The 19314-nt window shown below is 59.6% G+C and carries 19 protein-coding genes; 14 read left to right on the plus strand and 5 right to left on the minus strand.

Going from position 1 to position 19314, the window contains the following annotated elements; translation table 11 throughout:
* Positions 1-24 precede the first annotated feature (24 nt).
* Positions 25-696, plus strand: coding sequence for an N-acetylmuramate alpha-1-phosphate uridylyltransferase MurU (murU, locus tag RYA97_RS08750; protein ID WP_002551894.1), 672 nt, complete (start codon positions 25-27; stop codon positions 694-696).
* On the plus strand, positions 697-1464 hold the full coding sequence (locus tag RYA97_RS08755) for a TerB family tellurite resistance protein (protein ID WP_004660130.1): 768 nt from the start codon (positions 697-699) through the stop codon (positions 1462-1464).
* Positions 1465-1496: 32 nt separating this feature from the next.
* On the opposite strand, the gene RYA97_RS08760 is transcribed toward RYA97_RS08755, so the two are convergent.
* Positions 1497-2483 carry an alpha/beta hydrolase family protein gene (locus RYA97_RS08760; protein WP_316892138.1) on the minus strand — a complete coding sequence of 329 codons (987 nt, stop codon included), beginning with the start codon at positions 2481-2483 and terminating at the stop codon, positions 1497-1499.
* Between the two features lie 114 nt (positions 2484-2597).
* Between RYA97_RS08760 and RYA97_RS08765 the strand changes: the two genes are divergently transcribed.
* The 9 genes from RYA97_RS08765 (at position 2598) to trpE (ending at position 13119) form a co-directional block, all read left to right on the plus strand.
* The gene (locus tag RYA97_RS08765; RefSeq protein WP_316892139.1) at positions 2598-4610 is read left to right on the plus strand and encodes a transporter substrate-binding domain-containing protein; all 2013 of its coding nucleotides are present in this window, start codon (positions 2598-2600) and stop codon (positions 4608-4610) included.
* Positions 4607-5236, plus strand: a complete 630-nt coding sequence (locus RYA97_RS08770; protein WP_004660136.1) for a response regulator transcription factor — start codon at positions 4607-4609, stop codon at positions 5234-5236. Before RYA97_RS08765 ends, RYA97_RS08770 begins: the two co-directional genes overlap by 4 nt.
* A gap of 315 nt (positions 5237-5551) precedes the next feature.
* Positions 5552-6676: an ABC transporter ATP-binding protein gene (locus tag RYA97_RS08775; protein WP_005733265.1), complete on the plus strand. Its 1125-nt coding sequence runs from the start codon at positions 5552-5554 to the stop codon at positions 6674-6676.
* Positions 6677-6758: 82 nt separating this feature from the next.
* A complete protein-coding gene (locus RYA97_RS08780) occupies positions 6759-7793 on the plus strand; it encodes a polyamine ABC transporter substrate-binding protein (protein ID WP_002551900.1) in 1035 nt (344 codons plus the stop codon).
* Between the two features lie 77 nt (positions 7794-7870).
* Positions 7871-9118: an ABC transporter permease gene (locus RYA97_RS08785; protein ID WP_005743992.1), complete on the plus strand. Its 1248-nt coding sequence runs from the start codon at positions 7871-7873 to the stop codon at positions 9116-9118.
* Positions 9119-9129: 11 nt separating this feature from the next.
* Positions 9130-9951, plus strand: a complete 822-nt coding sequence (locus tag RYA97_RS08790; RefSeq protein WP_002551902.1) for an ABC transporter permease — start codon at positions 9130-9132, stop codon at positions 9949-9951.
* Positions 9952-10077: 126 nt separating this feature from the next.
* On the plus strand, positions 10078-10752 hold the full coding sequence (gene rpe / locus RYA97_RS08795) for a ribulose-phosphate 3-epimerase (protein WP_005733270.1): 675 nt from the start codon (positions 10078-10080) through the stop codon (positions 10750-10752).
* Entirely contained in the window at positions 10749-11567 is an 819-nt protein-coding gene (locus RYA97_RS08800) for a phosphoglycolate phosphatase (protein ID WP_004667099.1), read from the plus strand. The genes rpe and RYA97_RS08800 overlap by 4 nt, the downstream gene beginning before the upstream one ends.
* 70 nt (positions 11568-11637) lie before the next feature.
* Entirely contained in the window at positions 11638-13119 is a 1482-nt protein-coding gene (gene trpE, locus RYA97_RS08805) for an anthranilate synthase component I (protein WP_316892141.1), read from the plus strand.
* Between the two features lie 506 nt (positions 13120-13625).
* Here trpE and estP read toward each other — a convergent pair.
* The 4 genes from estP to RYA97_RS08825 form a co-directional block, all read right to left on the minus strand.
* Complete coding sequence (estP, locus tag RYA97_RS08810; RefSeq protein ID WP_316892144.1) at positions 13626-15548, minus strand: esterase EstP; 1923 nt, start codon at positions 15546-15548, stop codon at positions 13626-13628.
* 105 nt (positions 15549-15653) lie between these two features.
* On the minus strand, positions 15654-15896 hold the full coding sequence (locus tag RYA97_RS08815) for a pyocin activator PrtN family protein (RefSeq protein ID WP_003316268.1): 243 nt from the start codon (positions 15894-15896) through the stop codon (positions 15654-15656).
* A gap of 121 nt (positions 15897-16017) precedes the next feature.
* Complete coding sequence (locus tag RYA97_RS08820) at positions 16018-16266, minus strand: DUF1654 domain-containing protein (RefSeq protein WP_054081685.1); 249 nt, start codon at positions 16264-16266, stop codon at positions 16018-16020.
* A gap of 154 nt (positions 16267-16420) precedes the next feature.
* Positions 16421-17032 carry a LexA family transcriptional regulator gene (locus RYA97_RS08825; protein ID WP_316892272.1) on the minus strand — a complete coding sequence of 204 codons (612 nt, stop codon included), beginning with the start codon at positions 17030-17032 and terminating at the stop codon, positions 16421-16423.
* A gap of 189 nt (positions 17033-17221) precedes the next feature.
* Here RYA97_RS08825 and RYA97_RS08830 point away from each other — a divergent pair, with 189 nt between their 5' ends.
* The 3 genes from RYA97_RS08830 to RYA97_RS08840 all read left to right on the plus strand — a co-directional run bounded on the left by RYA97_RS08830 (position 17222) and on the right by RYA97_RS08840 (position 19307).
* Positions 17222-17665, plus strand: a complete 444-nt coding sequence (locus RYA97_RS08830) for a hypothetical protein (protein ID WP_316892146.1) — start codon at positions 17222-17224, stop codon at positions 17663-17665.
* A gap of 272 nt (positions 17666-17937) precedes the next feature.
* The gene (locus tag RYA97_RS08835) at positions 17938-18132 is read left to right on the plus strand and encodes a Com family DNA-binding transcriptional regulator (RefSeq protein WP_316892148.1); all 195 of its coding nucleotides are present in this window, start codon (positions 17938-17940) and stop codon (positions 18130-18132) included.
* 2 nt (positions 18133-18134) lie between these two features.
* The gene (locus tag RYA97_RS08840) at positions 18135-19307 is read left to right on the plus strand and encodes a cellulase family glycosylhydrolase (RefSeq protein ID WP_044324306.1); all 1173 of its coding nucleotides are present in this window, start codon (positions 18135-18137) and stop codon (positions 19305-19307) included.
* The last annotated feature ends 7 nt before the right edge of the window (positions 19308-19314 follow it).

Below are 19314 nucleotides of genomic sequence, written 5' to 3' on the forward strand. Positions count from 1 at the left end.
CCTGATTGTGTTGAAGAGGACTGCATGAAAGCCATGATTCTCGCCGCCGGTAAAGGCGAGCGAATGCGCCCGTTGACCCTGCACACGCCCAAACCGTTGGTGCGTGCCGGGGGGATGCCGTTGATCGAGTACCACCTGAACGCCTTGCGCGCAGCCGGGTTTCACCAGCTGGTCATCAACCATGCCTGGCTGGGGCAGCAGATCGAGGATTATCTGGGCGACGGTCAGCGTTTCGACCTGAGCATCCGTTATTCCCCCGAAGGCCAGCCGCTGGAAACAGGCGGCGGGATTCATCGGGCCTTGCCATTGCTTGGCGTTGAGCCGTTTGTGGTGATCAATGGGGATATCTGGACGGACTATGACTTCAGCGCTTTGCGCGTGCCGCTAGCCGGTCTCGCGCATCTGGTGCTGGTCGATAACCCGGCACATCACCCCACTGGCGATTTCTCGTTGGTCGACGGTCAGGTACGCGATGACGATTCGGCAGGTCAGCGGCTCACCTACAGCGGTATCGCTATCCTGCATCCACAGTTGTTTGCCAACTGTGAGCCCGGTGCGTTCAAGCTTGCGCCGTTGTTGCGTGAGGCCATGCATCAAGGCTTGGTAACGGGAGAGCACCACAGAGGGCGGTGGGTCGATGTCGGCACGCACGAGCGTCTGGCTGAAGTCGAGCAGTTGCTTGCGGAGACCCGCTGAATGCTTTGGCCTGGCACATTGATCGGCGCGGGTGTCGGCTATGCAATTGCCAGCATCCCGGGCGCAATGCTGGGTGCTCTATTGGGGCAGGCGCTGGATCGTCGCCTGAAGCTGCAGAGCTGGGCGCATCTGCGCGAGCGTCTGGGCGGGCGGGCGGCGATACCCGCCGATGGGCTGCTGTTTGTATTGCTGGGCCGTCTGGCCAAGAGTGACGGACGTGTCCTGGCCAGTCATATTAATCAGGCCCGTACCGAAATGCGCCGTCTGAACCTGAACGAGGCGGATCAGTTGCGCGCCATCAACGCCTTCAAGCGTGGTCGTGATGGTGCCGACGGCCTGCGCAGTTATTTGCGCGGTCTGCACGGGCAGCCGGACACCGCCGAGGAGTTGTTGCGTGCCTGCTGGCGCATGGCCTGGGCGGATGGCAAGGCTTCCCGGGTCGAGCGCGAGCTGATCGGGGTATGGGGCATGTGGCTGGGTTGGACAGGCCCACAAGTCGAGGCGCTGGCTGCCGATCACGACCCGATGAAGCGTTCGCCGGTCAGTAGTGGTGATGACTACAAAAGCGCGATGACGCTTCTGGGAATAAAACCGGACACCGATCCTTTAAGCATCAAGCGCGCCTACCGTCGGCTGCTCAGTCGGCATCACCCTGACAAGGTTGCCGGTTCGGGCGCCAACCCTCAGCAAGTACGGGTGGCGACCGACAAGACCAGTCAGCTGCATAACGCCTATCGGGTGGTAAAGGCCCGACGCGGGTTCAACTGAGCCTGCTGTGCGTCGGGCGCTCGGGGTGAAGCTTATTTTTCTTCCTTGGCGTCTATCCAGCCACGAACCCTGCGGAACAGTTGTTCTTGCTCGGTATCTTCATTGCCCACGATATTGATCAGACCAATCTGCGTAAAACCGGGGCCTTTGGCGCGTTTGCTGGCCTGCAGACGTGCTTTGGCGGCCTGGTCCGGCGAGTTTTTGTAGATGAAGTCGGCGGTCTTTATTTTCAGCTGAGGCACCATGTCCAGCAGCGAAGGCGCAGCATTGACAGGCTCGCGCGCAGCAAGCATCACCAGCTTTTGCACGGCAGGCGATGTGCGTTCATTGAGGAATCTGGCTGCCCAATAGGCACCGCTGCTATGGCCGATCAATACGATGCTGCGAGCCTTGTTCTGCTGCGCAAGGCTGATCGCGCTTTCGATCCGCGCGAAAATGCGCTCGGCCTGAGCCTTGTTGAGTTCCTCGTCGGCAGCTGCCTTTGCGGTTGCTGCGGCAGCCAGAGCCTCGGCTTCAGCTGCCGGGTCTTGCGCTTTCGCACTGGCGTCCTTGGGGGATTCCTTGGGTTTGGCAGCGTTCGCGTCGGTCGAGGCGGCGTCGGGCTCGCGTGGCACCAGGCTGTTGTCTATCGCATCCGGCAGGGTGATGCTCAGGCTTGACCAGCCGACATCCGGAAATTTTCTGCGCAGCGGGCCGACGGCATCCGGCCAGTCCGGTGACTCGGCGTCGCCAGGCACAATGATCACCGCGCCCTGGGGCTCGTCACTGTTTGCAGGCTTCCAGAGCGCGAGAAAGCTTTCGTCACCCGCCTGAAGTTGCTGCTGATCCTCGCGAGGCAATTGACGCTCCAGCGCTATCGCGTCTTCCTGCGAGCGGCTGAGCAGCGGTGCCCGTTCTACCGGCGCTTCGGCAGCCGCGTCCTTGGCCGGGGCCGGATCGGCTGCGAGCACAGGCAATGCGCAAGGCAGGACCAATGACAGAAACAATGCAGGAAACGTTGCGCGAAAGGTGTAGGACATCGGATATTCCAAGCCAGAAACTGTCCCGGCAGCCTAATGGGTTGATCGGCTTTTGTCAGGCCTGAGCCTGCGCGGCATATGGCCGTCATATGAACACACGAGAGCGACACATTGATGATTGGTCTTCTGCGCACCGGCTTTATCGGCTGCCTGGCTTTGCTCTTGATGGTTCAGATGGCGAATACGCAGGCCGACGAGCCACAAACGCCTGAACCTGCGCAGTTGAGTTCAGCACAGCGTAGCTGGCTCGATCAGCATGGCCCATTGCGGATTGGCCTGGTACTGCGCGCGCCTTACGCCCAGTTCGATCAGCGTTTGCAGCAGTTGTCCGGCGCTAACGTCGACCTGATGAACGCGCTGGCAGCAACGCTGCCGGTCGAGTTGCTGTGGCGGAACTTTCCTGATCAGGCGGCGCTTGAGAAGGCTCTGGCCAATGGTGAAATCGATGTTGCGCCTGGTTTGATGCAGACCCCGGCGGGCCTGCGTCTGTGGTTGTTTTCCGATCCGTATCTGCGTGTTTCGCAACTATTGATCGGCGAACGTGACGGCAGCACTGCCGTGGACCTCGAGAAACTCGACAGCCTTTCGCGGGTTGCTGTACGCATGCCAGGCCCTGCCGCTGATTACCTGCGCAGCAATTTTCCGCACCTGAACCTGCAAGGCGTGCCGCTGGAGCGTCAGGCGCTGCAATTGTTACTCAGTCAGCAGGCACGCTATGCCGTGGTGGACGAGGCGCAGCTCAGCCGCCTGCTCCGCGAGCCGGAGTTTGCCGGGCTTGCGATAGTGGGGGATATCGGGCTGCCGCAATTGTTGCGCGTGGCTTCACGCCGTGACATGCCGGAGCTGGCCGCCATTGTCAGCGAAGCGTTGCGCGCGATTCCTGCCAAAGAGCTGGAGCAACTGCACGCGCGCTGGATGCCACTCACCCCATCGCATTTCATCGAGTCGACCAAGCTCTGGAAAAACCTGTGCATTCTGCTGCTGGTAATGTTGCTGGCCTGTTTCGCCATCGTGATCTGGCAGCGTCGCCAGCAGCAAGCGCAGGAGCAGGAGTTGCTTTGCGCGCGAGAAGAACTCGCCCGTCGCGTCGAGGGGGAGGAGGCGCTGCGTCTGGCGCAATTCTCCATCGACCAGAGCACTGTCGGCATCCTTTGGGTCAATTGGGACAGTCGTGTGCGTTACGCCAACCGGGCGGCGGAATCCATGCTCGGCTACGCGCCGGGACAGGTGGTCGAGCGCCCGTTGATTGATTTCGAGCCCGGTCTGCACATGGACCGCTGGCTCAACCTGTGGAAGAACGCGCGTTCCCGCGAAGACAGCCCGCAGGTGTTCGAGGCCCATTGTCTGCGCGCTGATGGCAGTCTTCTGCCTGCCGATGTCTCGTTGAGCTTCCTGCGCTTTCACGAGGCGGAATACCTGGTGGTGTTTCTCAGCGACGCCAGCGAACGACGCCGTGCGCATGATCAGTTACGGGAATTATCAGCGCATCTGGAAAGCGTGCGTGAAGAAGAGAAGGCGCGTATTGCTCGCGAGGTGCATGACGAGCTGGGGCAGATGCTGACGGTGCTGAAGCTGGAAACATCAATGTGCGAACTGGCCTATGCTGACCTGGACACCGGCCTTGGTGAGCGACTGGACAGCATGAAGCGTCTCATCGCTCAGCTGTTTCACCTGGTGCGTGATGTTGCCACGGCATTGCGGCCACCGATTCTCGACGCCGGCATTGCGTCGGCCATCGAGTGGCAGGCACGCCGTTTCGAGGCGCGCACGCAAATCCCTTGCCTGGTGCAGGTGCCGGACAACCTCCCGGTGCTTAGCGATGCCAGAGCCACTGGCATGTTCCGGATTCTCCAGGAGGCGCTGACCAACGTCATGCGCCACGCCCAGGCGCACACGGTGGAAATCAGCCTGACGTTGCAGGATGGCATGATGTGCATGAGCATCGCCGATGACGGGCAGGGGTTTGTCGTCGAGTCGGGCAGGGTGGTTTCATTCGGTCTGGTCGGGATGCGCGAGCGGGTGCTGATGCTCGGCGGCAGACTGGAGCTGGACAGCGATGCCGGTGAGGGCACAACCTTGCGCGCCTACATCCCATTGGACCCCGTCGCACAGGAGCGAAGCCAGTGATTCGTGTTTTGGTAGCCGAAGACCACACCATCGTGCGTGAAGGGATCAAGCAGTTGATTGGTCTGGCCAGAGACCTGCAAGTGGTCGGTGAGGCCAGCAATGGCGAGCAACTGCTCGAAACCTTGCGTCATGTGGCCTGCGAAGTGGTGTTGCTGGATATCTCCATGCCCGGCGTCAACGGTCTTGAGGCGATTCCGCGAATTCGCGCACTGGCCAGTCCGCCCGCCATTCTGGTGCTGTCGATGCACAATGAAGCACAGATGGCGGCACGTGCGCTGAAAGTCGGCGCCGCAGGTTATGCCACCAAGGACAGCGACCCGGCGCTGCTGCTGACGGCAATTCGTCGGGTAGCGGCAGGCGGGCGCTATATCGACCCGGACCTCGCCGACCGCATGGTCTTTGAAGTGGGCCTGACCGATAGCCGGCCTTTGCACTCATTGTTGTCGGAGCGCGAGTTCTCGGTGTTCGAGCGCTTGGCGCAGGGCGCCAACGTTAACGACATCGCCCAGCAACTGGCACTGAGCAGCAAAACCATTAGTACCCACAAGGCGCGGCTGATGCAGAAAATGAAACTCAACTCACTGGCCGATCTCGTCAAATACGCGATGGAGCACAAACTGCTCTGAGTCTGAAAACGACACTCCAGTTGAGTGTCGGGTCGGTGCCTTACTCACAACTATCGTGCGACGCTCCGCGTCGGCATGCCGTTCTGGACGCTCTGCGTCCTCTTTTGTGACGCAGAGCGTCACGCACTGCATTCCCACGCTGGGGCGTGCGCAACGATCAGGCTCACTCACATACTCAATCGCGCCATCGCTGTAGGGCAATCCCTACCCCCAGCCTTCCAGCCTGCCTAGGCGATTCTCTCTCGGCTGCCGATTTGCGGGGCATTCAGGCTGCTCTAGGCTTGAGCCCACGCAGACAAAACAAAGGTGTGGGTAATGAGCGACGTCGATACAAGCGCTGGAGCAAATGATGTTCTGGTCAGCTTTCGTGGTGTGCAGAAGAGCTACGACGGCGAAGCACTGATCGTCAAAGACCTTAACCTGGATATTCGCAAGGGTGAGTTCCTGACGCTGCTCGGTCCGTCCGGCTCGGGCAAGACCACCAGCCTGATGATGCTGGCCGGTTTCGAGACCCCGACGGCTGGTGAAATTCTTCTCGGCGGGCGCGCTATCAACAATGTGCCGCCGCACAAGCGCGATATCGGCATGGTGTTCCAGAACTACGCATTGTTTCCACACATGACGGTGGCCGAGAACCTGGCGTTCCCGTTGTCGGTGCGTGGCATGAGCAAGACCGATGTTGGCGAGAAAGTGAAAAAGGCGCTGGGCATGGTCCAGCTGGACACCTTTGCACATCGTTACCCGGCGCAGTTGTCCGGTGGCCAGCAGCAGCGCGTGGCGCTGGCGCGTGCGCTGGTGTTCGAACCGCAACTGGTGCTGATGGATGAGCCGCTCGGCGCGCTCGACAAACAGCTGCGTGAGCACATGCAGATGGAGATCAAGCACCTGCATCAGCGTCTGGGTGTGACCGTGGTCTACGTGACCCACGACCAGGGCGAAGCCCTGACCATGTCCGACCGGGTCGCCGTCTTCCATCAGGGCGAGATCCAGCAGATCGCACCGCCACGCAGCCTGTACGAAGAGCCGAAGAACACCTTCGTGGCCAACTTCATCGGTGAGAACAACCGCCTCAATGGACGTCTGGTCAGTCAGGATGGCGACCGCTGTGTCGTCGAGCTTGAGCGCGGCGAAAAAGTGCATGCGCTGGCGATCAACGTTGGCCAGCCTGGCGGCCCGGTGACCCTGTCGATCCGCCCTGAGCGCATCAACCTCAATGGTCGCAGCGAGAATTGTGCAAACCGTTTTTCCGGCCGCGTGGCCGAGTTCATCTACCTGGGCGACCACGTTCGCGTGCGCCTGGAAGTGGCAGGCAAGAACGACTTCTTCGTCAAACAGCCGATTGCTGAACTGGACCCGACGCTCAGCGTGGGCGATGTCGTGCCGATCGGCTGGCAAGTCGAGCACGTCCGCGCGCTCGACCCCTTGCAGCAAGTGCATTGATCTACCGATAAAAGCAATAACAGAGGCGACCTGATCGCCCATCCCAATCGCTTACCAACACTGCTCGTGGAGAAAAGAACCTATGTTGAAGTCTTTGAAGTTCACCGCCATCACGTTGGGCCTCATGTGCGCCGCGCAGGCCATGGCAGCCACCGACCTAACCGTCATCTCCTTTGGCGGTGCCAACAAGGCCGCTCAGGAAAAGGCCTTCTACGCGCCGTGGGAAAAGGCCGGTAACGGCAAGATCATCGCCGGTGAATACAACGGTGAAATGGCCAAGGTCAAAACCATGGTCGACACCAAGAGCGTTTCCTGGGACCTGGTAGAAGTCGAATCGCCGGAACTGGCCCGTGGTTGCGATGAGGACATGTTTGAGGAGCTGGACCCGAAACAACTGGGCAATGCCGCTGATTTCGTGCCTGGCGCCATCACCACCTGCGGTGCCGGTTTCTTCGTCTGGTCCACCGTGCTGGCCTACAACGCCGACAAGGTCGCCACAGCTCCAAACGGCTGGGCCGATTTCTGGGACACCAAGAAATTCCCGGGCAAGCGCGGTCTGCGTAAAGGCGCCAAGTACACCCTGGAATTCGCCCTGATGGCTGACGGCGTTGCGCCGAAAGACGTTTATAAAGTGCTGGCCAGCAAAGACGGCCAGGACCGCGCGTTCAAGAAGCTCGATGAACTCAAGCCAAACATTCAGTGGTGGGAAGCAGGCGCACAGCCGCCACAGTACCTCGCTTCCGGTGACGTGGTGATGAGCTCGGCCTACAACGGCCGGATCGCTGCTGTGCAGAAGGAAAGCAACCTCAAGGTCGTATGGACTGGCGGCGTGTACGACTTCGATGCCTGGGCCATCCCGAAGGGCTCGAAAAACGCCGATGCCGCGAAGAAGTTCATCGCCTACATGCTGAGCCCCGAGCAGCAGAAGACCTATTCGCAGAATATCGCCTACGGCCCGGCCAACACCCAGGCGGTCAAGCTGCTGGACAAGGAAACCCTGCAGAACATGCCGACCACGCCTGAGAACATCAAGGATCAGGTGCAGATGGACGTAGCGTTCTGGACCGACAACGGCGAATCCCTTGAGCAGCGTTTCACTGCCTGGGCTGCCAAGTAATCAGGCTGCATCACGTCAGATCCGGGCGCTCTCTGCTGTAGGGAGCGCCCTCTCGTTGAAAGATTCCGGAGTTCGCTATGGCCATCGCCGTGCCCCTGACTGAAGGCGCCAGCCCTAACTTGAAGCAACGTCTCGCTCGCGCCGAGCGGGTCAACCGCTGGAAGGCTCAGGCATTGATCGCTCCGCTGGTGATTTTCCTGCTGTTAGTGTTTCTGGTGCCGATTGCTGCGCTGCTCTACAAGAGTGTCGGCAACCCCGAAGTCGTCGCCGCATTGCCGACCACTGTGGTCGAAGTGCAAAAGTGGGATGGAAAAGGGCTGCCGCCCGAGTCGGTCTACAAGGCAATGAGCCTGGACCTGGCCGAAACACGCAAGAATTCCACGCTGGGCGATCTGTCCAAGCGTCTGAACATGGAACTGGCCGGTTATCGCAGCCTGCTGAGCAAGACCGCTCGCGCCTTGCCGTTCAAGACTGAACCGGCCTCTTATAAAGAAGCGCTCGAAGCGCTGGACGAGCGCTGGGGTGACCCGGCCTATTGGCAGGCGGTGCGCCGCAATACCAGCAGCATCACCCCGTATTACCTGCTGGCGGCGGTAGACCATCGTATCGATGACCTTGGGGAAGTCGCGCCTGCGACCCCGGATCAGGCGATCTATCTGGATATCTTTGCCCGTACCTTCTGGATGGGCCTGGTGATTACCGCGATCTGTCTGGTGCTGGCTTATCCGCTGGCTTACCTGCTGGCCAGCCTGCCTGCGCGGCAGAGCAACCTGCTGATGATTCTGGTGCTGTTGCCGTTCTGGACCTCGATTCTGGTACGTGTGGCTGCCTGGATCGTGTTGTTGCAGTCGAGCGGTCTGATCAACAGCGCGTTGCTGGCGATGGGCATTATCGACAAGCCGCTGGAACTGGTCTTCAACCGGGTGGGCGTATACATCTCGATGGTGCACATCATGCTGCCGTTCATGATCCTGCCGATCTACAGCGTGATGAAGAACATCTCACCGACCTACATGCGTGCCGCCATTTCACTTGGCTGCCATCCGTTCACCAGTTTCTGGCGCGTGTACTTCCCACAGACCTACGCCGGGATTGGTGCAGGCTGTCTGCTGGTGTTCATTCTGTCGATCGGCTACTACATCACCCCGGCCTTGCTGGGCAGCCCGAACGACCAGATGGTCAGCTACTTCGTCGCCTTCTATACCAACACCAGCATCAACTGGGGCATGGCCACCGCGCTCGGCGGGCTGCTGCTGTTGGCGACCATTGTGCTGTACCTGATTTATAGCTGGCTGGTCGGCGCCAGCCGCCTGCGTCTGAGCTGAGGAGTGTCACCATGTTGAACCCCTACACATCGCCGATCGAACGCATCTGGTATTACGCCCTGCGCATCATCTGTGCGCTGGTGCTGCTCTTTCTCGTGTTACCGGTGCTGGTCATCGTGCCGTTGTCGTTCAATTCAGGCAGCTTTCTGGTCTATCCGCTGCAAGGGTTCTCGTTGCAGTGGTATCAGGACTTCTTCAACTCCGCCGAGTGGATGCGCGCACTGAAGAACAGCATGATCGTTGCCCCGGCCGCTACGTTGTTGGCGATGGGCTTCGGCACGCTGGCGGCGATCGGCCTGACCCGTGGCAACTTTCCCGGCAAGGCGCTGGTCATGGCGCTGGTGATTTCGCCGATGGTGGTGCCAGTGGTTATCGTCGGTGTCGCCAGTTACCTGTTCTTCGCGCCACTGGGCCTGGGCAATAGCTACACCTCGCTGATTCTGGTCCACGCGGTACTGGGCGTGCCGTTCGTGATCATTACCGTGTCGGCCACTTTGCAGGGTTTCAACCACAATCTGGTACGCGCTGCCGCCAGCCTCGGTGCATCGCCGCTGACTGCATTCCGTCGCGTGACCCTGCCGTTGATTGCGCCAGGGGTGATTTCCGGTGCGCTGTTCGCCTTCGCGACCTCGTTCGACGAAGTGGTGGTGACGCTGTTCCTCGCCGGGCCGGAGCAGGCGACCTTGCCTCGGCAGATGTTCAGCGGCATTCGCGAAAACCTCAGCCCGACCATCGCTGCCGCCGCGACCTTGCTGATCGGCTTCTCCGTGCTGTTGCTGCTGGTACTGGAGTGGTTACGCGGGCGCAGTGAAAAACTCCGAACGGCTCAATAACCGGGCGCCGCAAGTTTCAAGCTGCCAGCCAAGGCGAATCCATTGGCGTGCAGCTTGAGGCTTACCGCTCCAGGCGAAGCTTGGCGTACAATCCGCGCACCGTGATTCTGCTCAAACAGGTGCGTCATGCAGCCCTTCGTTATTGCCCCATCGATTCTTTCCGCTGACTTCGCCCGTCTGGGTGAGGAAGTCGACAATGTGCTGTCCAGCGGCGCCGACTTCGTTCACTTCGACGTGATGGACAATCATTACGTCCCGAACCTGACCATTGGTCCGATGGTGTGCAGCGCGTTGCGCAAATATGGCGTTACTGCACCGATCGATGTGCATTTGATGGTCAGCCCGGTGGATCGCATCATCGGTGATTTCATCGAGGCCGGTGCCACCTACATTACCTTTCACCCGGAAGCGACCCAGCACATTGATCGTTCGTTGCAACTGATCCGTGAAGGCGGCTGCAAGGCGGGGCTGGTGTTCAACCCGGCAACTCCGCTGAACCTGCTGGAGTACGTGATGGATAAGGTCGACATGATCCTGCTCATGAGCGTCAACCCGGGTTTCGGCGGGCAGAAGTTCATTCCCGGCACGCTCAACAAGCTGCGTGAAGCGCGGGCTTTGATCGATGCGTCGGGCCGTGACATCCGTCTGGAAATCGACGGTGGCGTAAACGTCAACAACATCCGTGAGATCGCAGCGGCAGGTGCTGATACCTTCGTTGCCGGTTCGGCCATTTTCAACGCGCCGGACTACCGGGAAGTGATCGAGAAAATGCGTGCAGAACTGGCAGCATCCCGCGCATGAGCGGCTTTGAGCAGCTGTTTGCAGGCAAGTTGCCCAAGCTGATCATGTTCGACCTGGACGGGACCCTGGTGGACTCGGTCCCTGATCTGGCAGTAGCGGTGGATACCATGCTGGCTGAACTTGGCCGGCCAATAGCCGGGCTTGAGTCGGTCCGCGCCTGGGTCGGCAATGGCGCACCGGTGCTGGTACGCCGCGCGCTGGCCAACCACCTCGACCACAGTGGCGTCGATGATGAACTGGCTGAGCAGGGTCTGGAGATCTTCATGCGTGCCTACGCTCAGAAGCACGAGTTCACCGTGGTCTACCCCGGCGTGCGTGAAACCCTGAAATGGCTGCAGAAGATGGGCGTCGAAATGGCCCTCATCACCAACAAACCGGAGCGCTTTGTCGCGCCGCTGCTGGATGAGATGAAGCTGGGGCGTTTCTTTCGCTGGATCATCGGTGGCGACACCATGCCGCAGAAAAAACCTGACCCTGCCGCGCTGTTTTTTGTAATGAAAATGGCGGGTGTGCCTGCCTCGCAAGCGCTGTTCGTTGGCGATTCGCGCAGTGATGTACAGGCTGCCAAGGCGGCCGGTGTGGCCTGCGTTGCGTTGAGTTATGGCTACAACCATGGGCGGCCGATTGCCGAGGAAAACCCGGCGATGGTCATCGATGATCTGCGCAAACTGATTCCCGGTTGCCTGGACATGGACGCTGAGATACTGTTGCCCGACATCAAACGTCCCTCCTCAAGAGAATCCATCGTGGTGGTCACTCGCAAGCTCTGGATGAAAGTCATCAAGGCCCTGGCCCGCTGGCGTTGGCGCGCCTGACTTGATCCTGGCCGGCCTGCCGGCACGTTTGCCTGACTGACCGTTTTGTCCTCAAACCACGAGGTTGCTCATGAACCGTGAAGAATTCCTGCGTTTGGCCGCTGAAGGCTACAACCGCATCCCGCTTGCCCGCGAAACCCTGGCCGACTTCGACACACCGCTGTCGATCTACCTCAAGCTTGCCGACCAGCCCAACTCCTACCTGCTGGAGTCGGTTCAGGGCGGCGAGAAGTGGGGGCGTTATTCGATCATCGGCCTGCCATGCCGCACCGTGATGCGCGTTCATGGCCATCACGTCAGCGTGACCCACGATGGTGTCGAGATCGAAAGCCTGGATGTCGAAGACCCGCTGGACTTCGTCGAGACCTTCAAGGCGCGCTACAACGTACCGACGATTGCCGGGCTGCCACGCTTCAATGGCGGGCTGGTCGGCTACTTTGGCTACGACTGTGTGCGCTATGTCGAGAAGCGTCTGGCCAACTGCCCGAACCCTGACCCGCTGGGCGTGCCGGATATCCTGTTGATGGTGTCTGACGCGGTCGTGGTGTTCGACAACCTGGCGGGCAAGATGCACGCCATCGTGCTGGTCGATCCGGCGCAGCAGGATGCCTACGCACGTGGCGTCGCGCAGCTCGATGAACTGATGCACAAGCTGCGTCAGCCGATCACTCCGCGTCGCGGTCTGGACCTGGACCGGCCTCCGGCTGCCGACCCGGTGTTTCGCTCCAGCTTTACTCAGGGCGATTACGAGGCTGCGGTCGACACGATCAAGCAGTACATCCTCGCGGGTGACGTCATGCAGGTTGTGCCGTCGCAACGCATGTCCATCGATTTCAAGGCCGCGCCCATCGATCTGTATCGGGCGCTGCGCTGCTTCAACCCGACGCCTTACATGTACTTCTTCAACTTCGGCGACTTCCACGTCGTCGGCAGTTCGCCGGAAGTGCTGGTACGGGTCGAGGACAACCTGATTACGGTGCGTCCAATCGCCGGTACTCGCCCTCGCGGTGCCACCGAAGAGGCCGATCTTGCGCTGGAAGAAGACCTGCTGTCCGATCACAAGGAAATCGCCGAGCACCTGATGCTCATCGATCTGGGCCGTAATGACGTTGGGCGGGTGTCCGAGATCGGTACGGTCAAACTGACCGAGAAGATGTTTATCGAGCGTTATTCCAACGTGATGCACATTGTTTCCAACGTCACTGGTCAATTGAAAAACGGGCTGACGGCAATGGATGCACTGCGGGCGATTCTGCCGGCTGGCACGTTGTCCGGTGCGCCGAAAATTCGCGCCATGGAAATCATCGATGAGCTGGAGCCGGTCAAGCGCGGCGTCTATGGCGGCGCGGTGGGGTATATGGCCTGGAATGGCAACATGGACACGGCTATCGCGATTCGTACTGCGGTTATCAAGAACGGCGAACTGCATGTACAGGCCGGTGGCGGCATTGTTGCCGACTCGGTGCCGGCACTGGAATGGGAAGAAACCCTGAACAAGCGCCGCGCCATGTTCCGCGCCGTTGCCCTGGCGTCGCAGCCTGCCGAGGGTTGAGCAGGCGTGCTGCTCTGGTAGTTAGATAGCTATCGTTCCTCATGCTCCAGCGTGGGAATGCCTTGGGTGACGCTCCGCGTCACAGATTTGCGCCGCGCCGCAGTTCTCAGGATAGGAAGCAGAGCGTCCAGAAAGGCGTGCGACGCGGAGCGTCGCACGATAGCCGAGATTATCGTTGGATCATCGTTCCTCACGCTCCAGCGTGGGAATGCCTTGGGTGACGCTCCGCGTCATAGATTTGCGCCGCGCCGCAGTTCTCAGGATAGGACGCAGAGTGTCCAGAAAGGCGTGCGACGCAGAGCGTCGCACGATAGCCTAGATTATCGTTCTTCACGCTCCAGCGTGGGAATGCCTTGGGTGACGCTCCGCGTCACAGATTTGCGCCGCGCCGCAGTTCTCAGGATAGGACGCAGAGCGTCCAGAAAGGCATGCGACGCGGAGCGTCGCACGATAGTGAAACCCCGAAAAAGCGCCACGCACGATAGTGAGGCTGCCCAGCGGACTCTCTAGAAACTCATACTCAACGCAACATTCACCCCTTGCTGGGTCACGTCGTCGTTCTTGCGCCAGTTGTAGTTGCCGCGCAGTGTCAGGTCTTGAGTCAGCTTCTGGCTGACGCCCAGCGTTGCCCGATTCAGGTCGCGTTGCGGTGTGTAACCTTCCAGCGTGAAACCCACTGACTGGACGCTGTTGAGCGCCATGGTCACGTCCTGCTGATCGGTCTCGAACTCCCGTTCATGGGCAACTTCTCCCCATACCTGTGTGCTCGGTGTCACCTGGAACTTGCCCTGCACACCCACGCCTGCACGCCGCGATTTGCGGGTCTGGTCGCTGAAGGTCAGTGCCGTCGAGCGATCACCTTTTTCCGAGTAGCCATCGACATCGATGTGCGCGTAGTCGGCGCTGACAAAAGGCGACAGATGCCAGCGGCTGGAAGCCCCCGCGATGTCGAAGCCGACTCGACCGCTGGCCGCCCACATCTCACCGTCGGTATCGCCTTTTTCCTGACCCTCGCTGACCCCCAGTGCGAACTTGCGCTCGGCATTTTCGTAGTCCAGCTTGCCGCCTGAAACCGCCAGATCACCCCACCAATGGTTGGCCTGATACTGTAGAAACGCGGTGGCGATGTAGCTGTTGAGTTTGTAGTCCGAGTCCCTGGGGCCTGCCTCAAGATTCTGCCGATACGCTCCGGCAACAACGCCGGTGCGCCAGTTTTCGGCAAATCGGTAGCTGCCGCCGATGGTCAGGTTGTAGCCTCTTCCATCAGCATCGGCCGAGCTGTCCTGCGCGTCGAAGTCCATTTTCTGACCGCCTGCGGCGATGATGCTCTGCCACTGGCCGACGCCTTGCCAGTTGCCCCAGTCGCTCAGCCACTGCGCGCGAATCTCGTCCTGATGCATCCGCAGCGTGCCATTGGCCATCTCCGGCAACAGGGTTATTTCCCATGGGGCCGAGAGCAACGAATAGGCGTAGTCGGCCAGCAGTCGTTGTCCGGCTTCCGTCGGGTGGACGCGGTCGTTGAAAAACACTCGGCTCGGATTCGGCGTCGCGCTGGACCTGCCGTTGGCTGCGCTTTCTGTGCAGCTGTCGCCACTGAAGCAGGTACTGACCAGGTTCTCGTTGGGATCGAACCCGAAGCGTGCCGGTTCAGCGAGGACTTCATTGATCAGCAATGGAACATTCAGTGGAATGATCTGGGCATTGATCTGCGCCAGTCGGCTGACCAACTGCTGATTGAAGCCCGCGCTGAGTGCGGAAGTTGCCGAAGCCAGTGGCGAACCGCTCAAGGCTGGCGTTTTACCGATATCCGGCAGCAACCAGACCATGATGTAGCGCGCACCGGCCTGTTGCAGGGCTTGCGCGCTGTCAGCCAGCTGATTGGCGGCTTGCGCTGCGCTGCTGGCACTCACCACGCGACCCTGCAGGAAGTCGTTGCCGCCTCCGGTCAGGTAATAGAGCGCATTGGGGTCGGCGCGAAAACCGTTTGCGGGCAGATAGCCGGTCCGGCTGCGCAGCAGTGTGCCTGTGTTCGGGTCGACAACGGTGGATTGCGAGTTGATCGACTCAAGAATCTGGTCGGTCCGATAGCCGCCGACTGCCCAGTTATTGCCATCCGGGGCGCCCAGCGCAGCATTGACTGGCGACGTGGAGGCCGCCAGATCTCCTGCCGGAACACCGAGCATTCTGCCAATCAGCGTCGATGAGTTCAGATTGAACACTTCACCGCTGCCGTCCTGATACGTGGGGCCGACACGATTGGTGAACCTTAGCGTAGAGCCCCTGGGCCCTGCGGTATCCGGAAACTGCCCGGCATCGGCCAGACTGTCACCGAACACCACCATGGTCGAATAGGGCGCGGCAGCAGCGGTGCCGCAGGCAAGCGATAACAGGCAGGCCGCGAAGGGCCAGCGCCTCGATGTCTTGGTCATGAACGGATCCCGATTGTTTTTGTTTTGTACCGGAAACGTAGCAAGATTTTTCATGGCTGCAAAGTTTGATGAACATTATCGCGCTGCGGCGGTGCTTTTTTGACCTCAGGCAGCCCTGTTGGTCACGATGGCGCTCAGATAGTTGGCCAGGTCATGCAGGTACACGAAGGGGTGACCCTGACGACTGCCGCCTGTGCGGCTGACCTTCAAGTCGATGCGTCCTGCGTTGATCTTGCGCAGCAGATTTCTGTCGTTCGACAGGTGCGAAAAATAACGCTCTCTGACGGCGCTCAGCGAAGGGCACGGCGTGGCGAATTCTTTGCGAAGTTGATCCAGTATTTCGTTCATTCCATGACTCCCTGTGGTTTGCATGTGAGTACTCCCGAGATGGGGTGCAGACAAACAATACGATATGTAGCGCGTTGTGACAATACAGTTTGTATTTTAGATACGATTTGTATTGCTCGTCTCACAGGGAATCGATGTACCAGGACACGCGAGCAGTGCCGTTTTCAGGGTTGCGGGTGACGCTGATACCTTCCGCCTCGCTGATCTGATCCATGATGCGCTCCCAGTGAGCCGCCGATTCGCCAGGCTCCCTGATCAGCAGGACCTGATGCTCGATCTGCGCCTTGTCACTGGTGATAGCGTCCTGAATGCGCTGTGCCAAGGCCAGGTAAGCGTCATGTTGCGAGGTGTCGGGGAACTGCTTGAGCATGAGTGAACTCCTTTTTACTGTATGTGCATACAGTAATTGAGGGGTGTTTCTCACGCAAGCTACAAATGTTTCCTACACGGACACCTGCACGGGACGAAACAGTGGCGCATGAAAAAGCCCCGGTTATCGGGGCTTGGACGTGGCATGCCGGGGGTCAGAGACGCATCGTCATCTGCCTGATGACACCGATCAGTTTGCACTCCTCGGTCACCGCAAGGGTCGGGTAGGCGGGGTTCAGCGGCTTGAGAAAGTAGCGTCCGGCGTCTTCGACCAGTTTTTTGAACGTGGCCTCGTTACTTTCCGGCAGTTTGGCGATGACCAGCTTGCCGGCAGTGGGCTCGATTCCGGTGTCGACCAGAATCAACATGCCTTCAGGAATGCTCTGGCCTGCGGGTGCGGTCATCGAATCGCCACGGACCACCAGCCAGAAGGCTCTGCCCTTGGCTTTATAGTCGCTGATCTCGACGGTGTCCGAATAGCCGGCAGGGTAGGGCTCGACGGCTTCACTCCAGCCACCGGCCTCTACCCAGCTGATGACCGGATAGCGATAGAAACGCGAGGGCTGCACCGTGGGCTCCACGTTGTGCATGCCGGGCTCGCTGGCCGGAATGGAGGTGGTGAGAATCGGCAGGCCGAGCTCGGTCAGGAACCGATTGATAACCTCGATCTTCGGCTCACGCTTGCCATTCAGCCAATGCCCTACCGCGCCGGGCGTCACGCCCATCCGCTCAGCCATCTCTTCCTGGCTGATCTGCTGGGTTTCCATGACCTGTCTTGCGACTTCATACCATTTTCTGTTCATGCGTCGAATCATACAGGCTGTAGGGTGTTGAGCAATATACATAATGTAATGCTTCGTTGTGTCATAAAAATACAAAATGTATTGTAAGGCCTTGGTTCTGCGCAGTGAAAGACGTTGCGCATCGTTTCAGAAAGGTCCTACAGGAGAGACACGATGATCGAGAAAATAGAAGCCGTGATGCAGCATTGGGGTGAACAGCGCATGCGCATTGGTCTGGGCGGCGGACTGAGCAGCCCGATGGCCGGGATCATGGAATGGGGCGCGTACATTCCGCGTCGCACACCCGGCTCGCGCGCACTGGTGGGTAATGGCAGCGGCCTGGACTATATAAGCAGCGAAGTCGAGGCGGCTGTGGCGCAGCTTTCGCGCAGCCCTGCAAAGAGCCGCGGGCCTGAACTGGCGCAACTGGCGACATTGCGTTATGTCGAGTCGTTGCCGGTGCGCGAGCAGATGCGTCTGGTGGGCATCAATGAAGGCGCAGACCGCACCTATCGCAACTGGATCAACAAGCTTCACCAGCAAGTGCTGGGGATTCTCGCTGAGCGCAGCGCTTCCAGAGGCAATAACGCCGTCGCCGACAAGGCTGCGCAAGGGTAAATGAAGACACGGTTTCACGCCGTTTATCCGGGTCGATTGCACAGCTGTGGCCGAACTCGTGTTGAACTCCGGTCAAACTCGACCCACCCCGAAACTGCCCCTTCCCAGCCTTTCCGGAGGGGGGTAAAAAGGTCCCACGATATGCGATTTGCGCCTCAGGGCAGCAGCCGGAAACAGGCTGAACAACAGCCACAACCGGTCACTCGCGACCCACCTCAGACCCCGCCTCGGCGGGGTTTTTCATTGGGCCAGGCACACGGAGGCCAGTGCACATGTTGAAGGACTATCGATGCGGGCAGTGCAAGAAGCTGCTGGCCCGCATGGGTGAGTACACAGAGCTCCAGATCAAATGTTCCCGCTGCGGAACGTTGAATCATGTGAAGGCCGCGAGCCTCGAGTTATCGCCGTTGAGCGACAGAGGTACAGCAGCGTCGTTGCTGCCTCGCAGTGCTAACCAGAGGTATTAATCATGTCCAATAGCAGTTCTGCTGTCAGCCAGCTCAAGAATATTCCGCTGGTAGGTATCAACCTGGGTTCAGTGGCTAACGCCGGGCAGATCGTGCCTGGCGAGGCAGGGACTCATTATCAGTGGCCCAATCGTGGAACCATCACTACCTGGGTCAAGAATCGGGGCGTGCGTCTGATCCGTTTCCCGTTCGAACTTCAGCGCGCTATTCAGCTGTCCACTCTGGACGGCCTGCCAGGTCAAGGGGCGAACCTGAATACCGACTTCGTGAAGCGCTGGAAAGAAATGCTTGGCTGGATTCGTGAAGACTCCAATGGCGAGGCCAGAATCATTCCTGATCCGCACCACTACATGCGTTTGCATCGCTACGAAACCGATGCAAACGGGAACCTGACCGGGCGCATTCTTCCTGCCGCGGAGGCCGGTAATCAGAACGGCTGGAAGGCAACCGAGTCGGTATTGATCAAGGATGGGAACGGTGTCAACGGCACTTTCTGGAGCGCCGTTCACCTGGCCAACTTTCACCAGAAGCTGGTCACCGAATGCGACGATCCAATGGTGCTGGGCTGGGGGTTGGGTAACGAGCCGTATTCGAATACTACGGTGGGTGCCAAGGACTACATTACGTTCCCTGCTCTTGAGGCGCTGTACATCAGCACGATGAATACCGTGCTGCAGGCGTTGCGTAACAGCTCGAAAAAGCCGGTGTTCATTTGTGGGCTTGAGTTTGCAAGCGCCAGAAACTGGGCCACCGTCTCTGCCAACCTTCAGTCGAAGATCGTCGACCCGGCCAATGCCATCGTCTGGGAAGCCCATGCTTACGGCGATTACGATAAAAGCTCCAGCGGTGCCTACGCCAATAACAACGACCTGATCTCGCCGACCGTTCTGCGCGATGAAATCGTGGGTCCGTTTCTGACCTATGCCAAGACCAACAAGATGGCCGCATTTATCGGCGAAACAGGGATTCCGCCAACGGCTGCCGGTCGCACCGCGCTGAAAAACCTGCTCGATAAAGCGAAGGCGGAAAAAGTGCCAGTGACACTGTGGGTCACAGGGCCAGGCACCGATGGCGAAAAGATGAGCCTGGAGGCCAGCAATCAGGCGGAGACCGTCGCACTGGTCACACCGTACTTTGCCGAGCGCATTGCCCTGTGGGGTTATGCACAGGCATGACGGTGCA

It is taken from the genome of Pseudomonas syringae group sp. 26L6 (assembly GCF_032587815.1).
In the GTDB taxonomy this organism is placed as follows: domain Bacteria; phylum Pseudomonadota; class Gammaproteobacteria; order Pseudomonadales; family Pseudomonadaceae; genus Aquipseudomonas; species Aquipseudomonas amygdali.

Bases quoted from the DNA above. Each gene is read 5' to 3' on its own strand.
- RYA97_RS08755 (WP_004660130.1), top strand. From the start codon at position 697: ATGCTTTGGCCTGGCACATTGATCGGCGCGGGTGTCGGCTATGCAATT.
- RYA97_RS08800 (WP_004667099.1), top strand. From the start codon at position 10,749: ATGAGCGGCTTTGAGCAGCTGTTTGCAGGCAAGTTGCCCAAGCTGATC.
- RYA97_RS08785 (WP_005743992.1), top strand. From the start codon at position 7,871: ATGGCCATCGCCGTGCCCCTGACTGAAGGCGCCAGCCCTAACTTGAAG.
- RYA97_RS08775 (WP_005733265.1), top strand. From the start codon at position 5,552: ATGAGCGACGTCGATACAAGCGCTGGAGCAAATGATGTTCTGGTCAGC.
- RYA97_RS08825 (WP_316892272.1), bottom strand. From the start codon at position 17,032: ATGGAAACCCAGCAGATCAGCCAGGAAGAGATGGCTGAGCGGATGGGC.
- rpe (WP_005733270.1), top strand. From the start codon at position 10,078: ATGCAGCCCTTCGTTATTGCCCCATCGATTCTTTCCGCTGACTTCGCC.
- RYA97_RS08835 (WP_316892148.1), top strand. From the start codon at position 17,938: ATGTTGAAGGACTATCGATGCGGGCAGTGCAAGAAGCTGCTGGCCCGC.
- RYA97_RS08840 (WP_044324306.1), top strand. From the start codon at position 18,135: ATGTCCAATAGCAGTTCTGCTGTCAGCCAGCTCAAGAATATTCCGCTG.
- RYA97_RS08780 (WP_002551900.1), top strand. From the start codon at position 6,759: ATGTTGAAGTCTTTGAAGTTCACCGCCATCACGTTGGGCCTCATGTGC.
- RYA97_RS08765 (WP_316892139.1), top strand. From the start codon at position 2,598: ATGATTGGTCTTCTGCGCACCGGCTTTATCGGCTGCCTGGCTTTGCTC.
- estP (WP_316892144.1), bottom strand. From the start codon at position 15,548: ATGACCAAGACATCGAGGCGCTGGCCCTTCGCGGCCTGCCTGTTATCG.
- trpE (WP_316892141.1), top strand. From the start codon at position 11,638: ATGAACCGTGAAGAATTCCTGCGTTTGGCCGCTGAAGGCTACAACCGC.
- RYA97_RS08830 (WP_316892146.1), top strand. From the start codon at position 17,222: ATGATCGAGAAAATAGAAGCCGTGATGCAGCATTGGGGTGAACAGCGC.
- murU (WP_002551894.1), top strand. From the start codon at position 25: ATGAAAGCCATGATTCTCGCCGCCGGTAAAGGCGAGCGAATGCGCCCG.
- RYA97_RS08815 (WP_003316268.1), bottom strand. From the start codon at position 15,896: ATGAACGAAATACTGGATCAACTTCGCAAAGAATTCGCCACGCCGTGC.
- RYA97_RS08760 (WP_316892138.1), bottom strand. From the start codon at position 2,483: ATGTCCTACACCTTTCGCGCAACGTTTCCTGCATTGTTTCTGTCATTG.
- RYA97_RS08790 (WP_002551902.1), top strand. From the start codon at position 9,130: ATGTTGAACCCCTACACATCGCCGATCGAACGCATCTGGTATTACGCC.
- RYA97_RS08820 (WP_054081685.1), bottom strand. From the start codon at position 16,266: ATGCTCAAGCAGTTCCCCGACACCTCGCAACATGACGCTTACCTGGCC.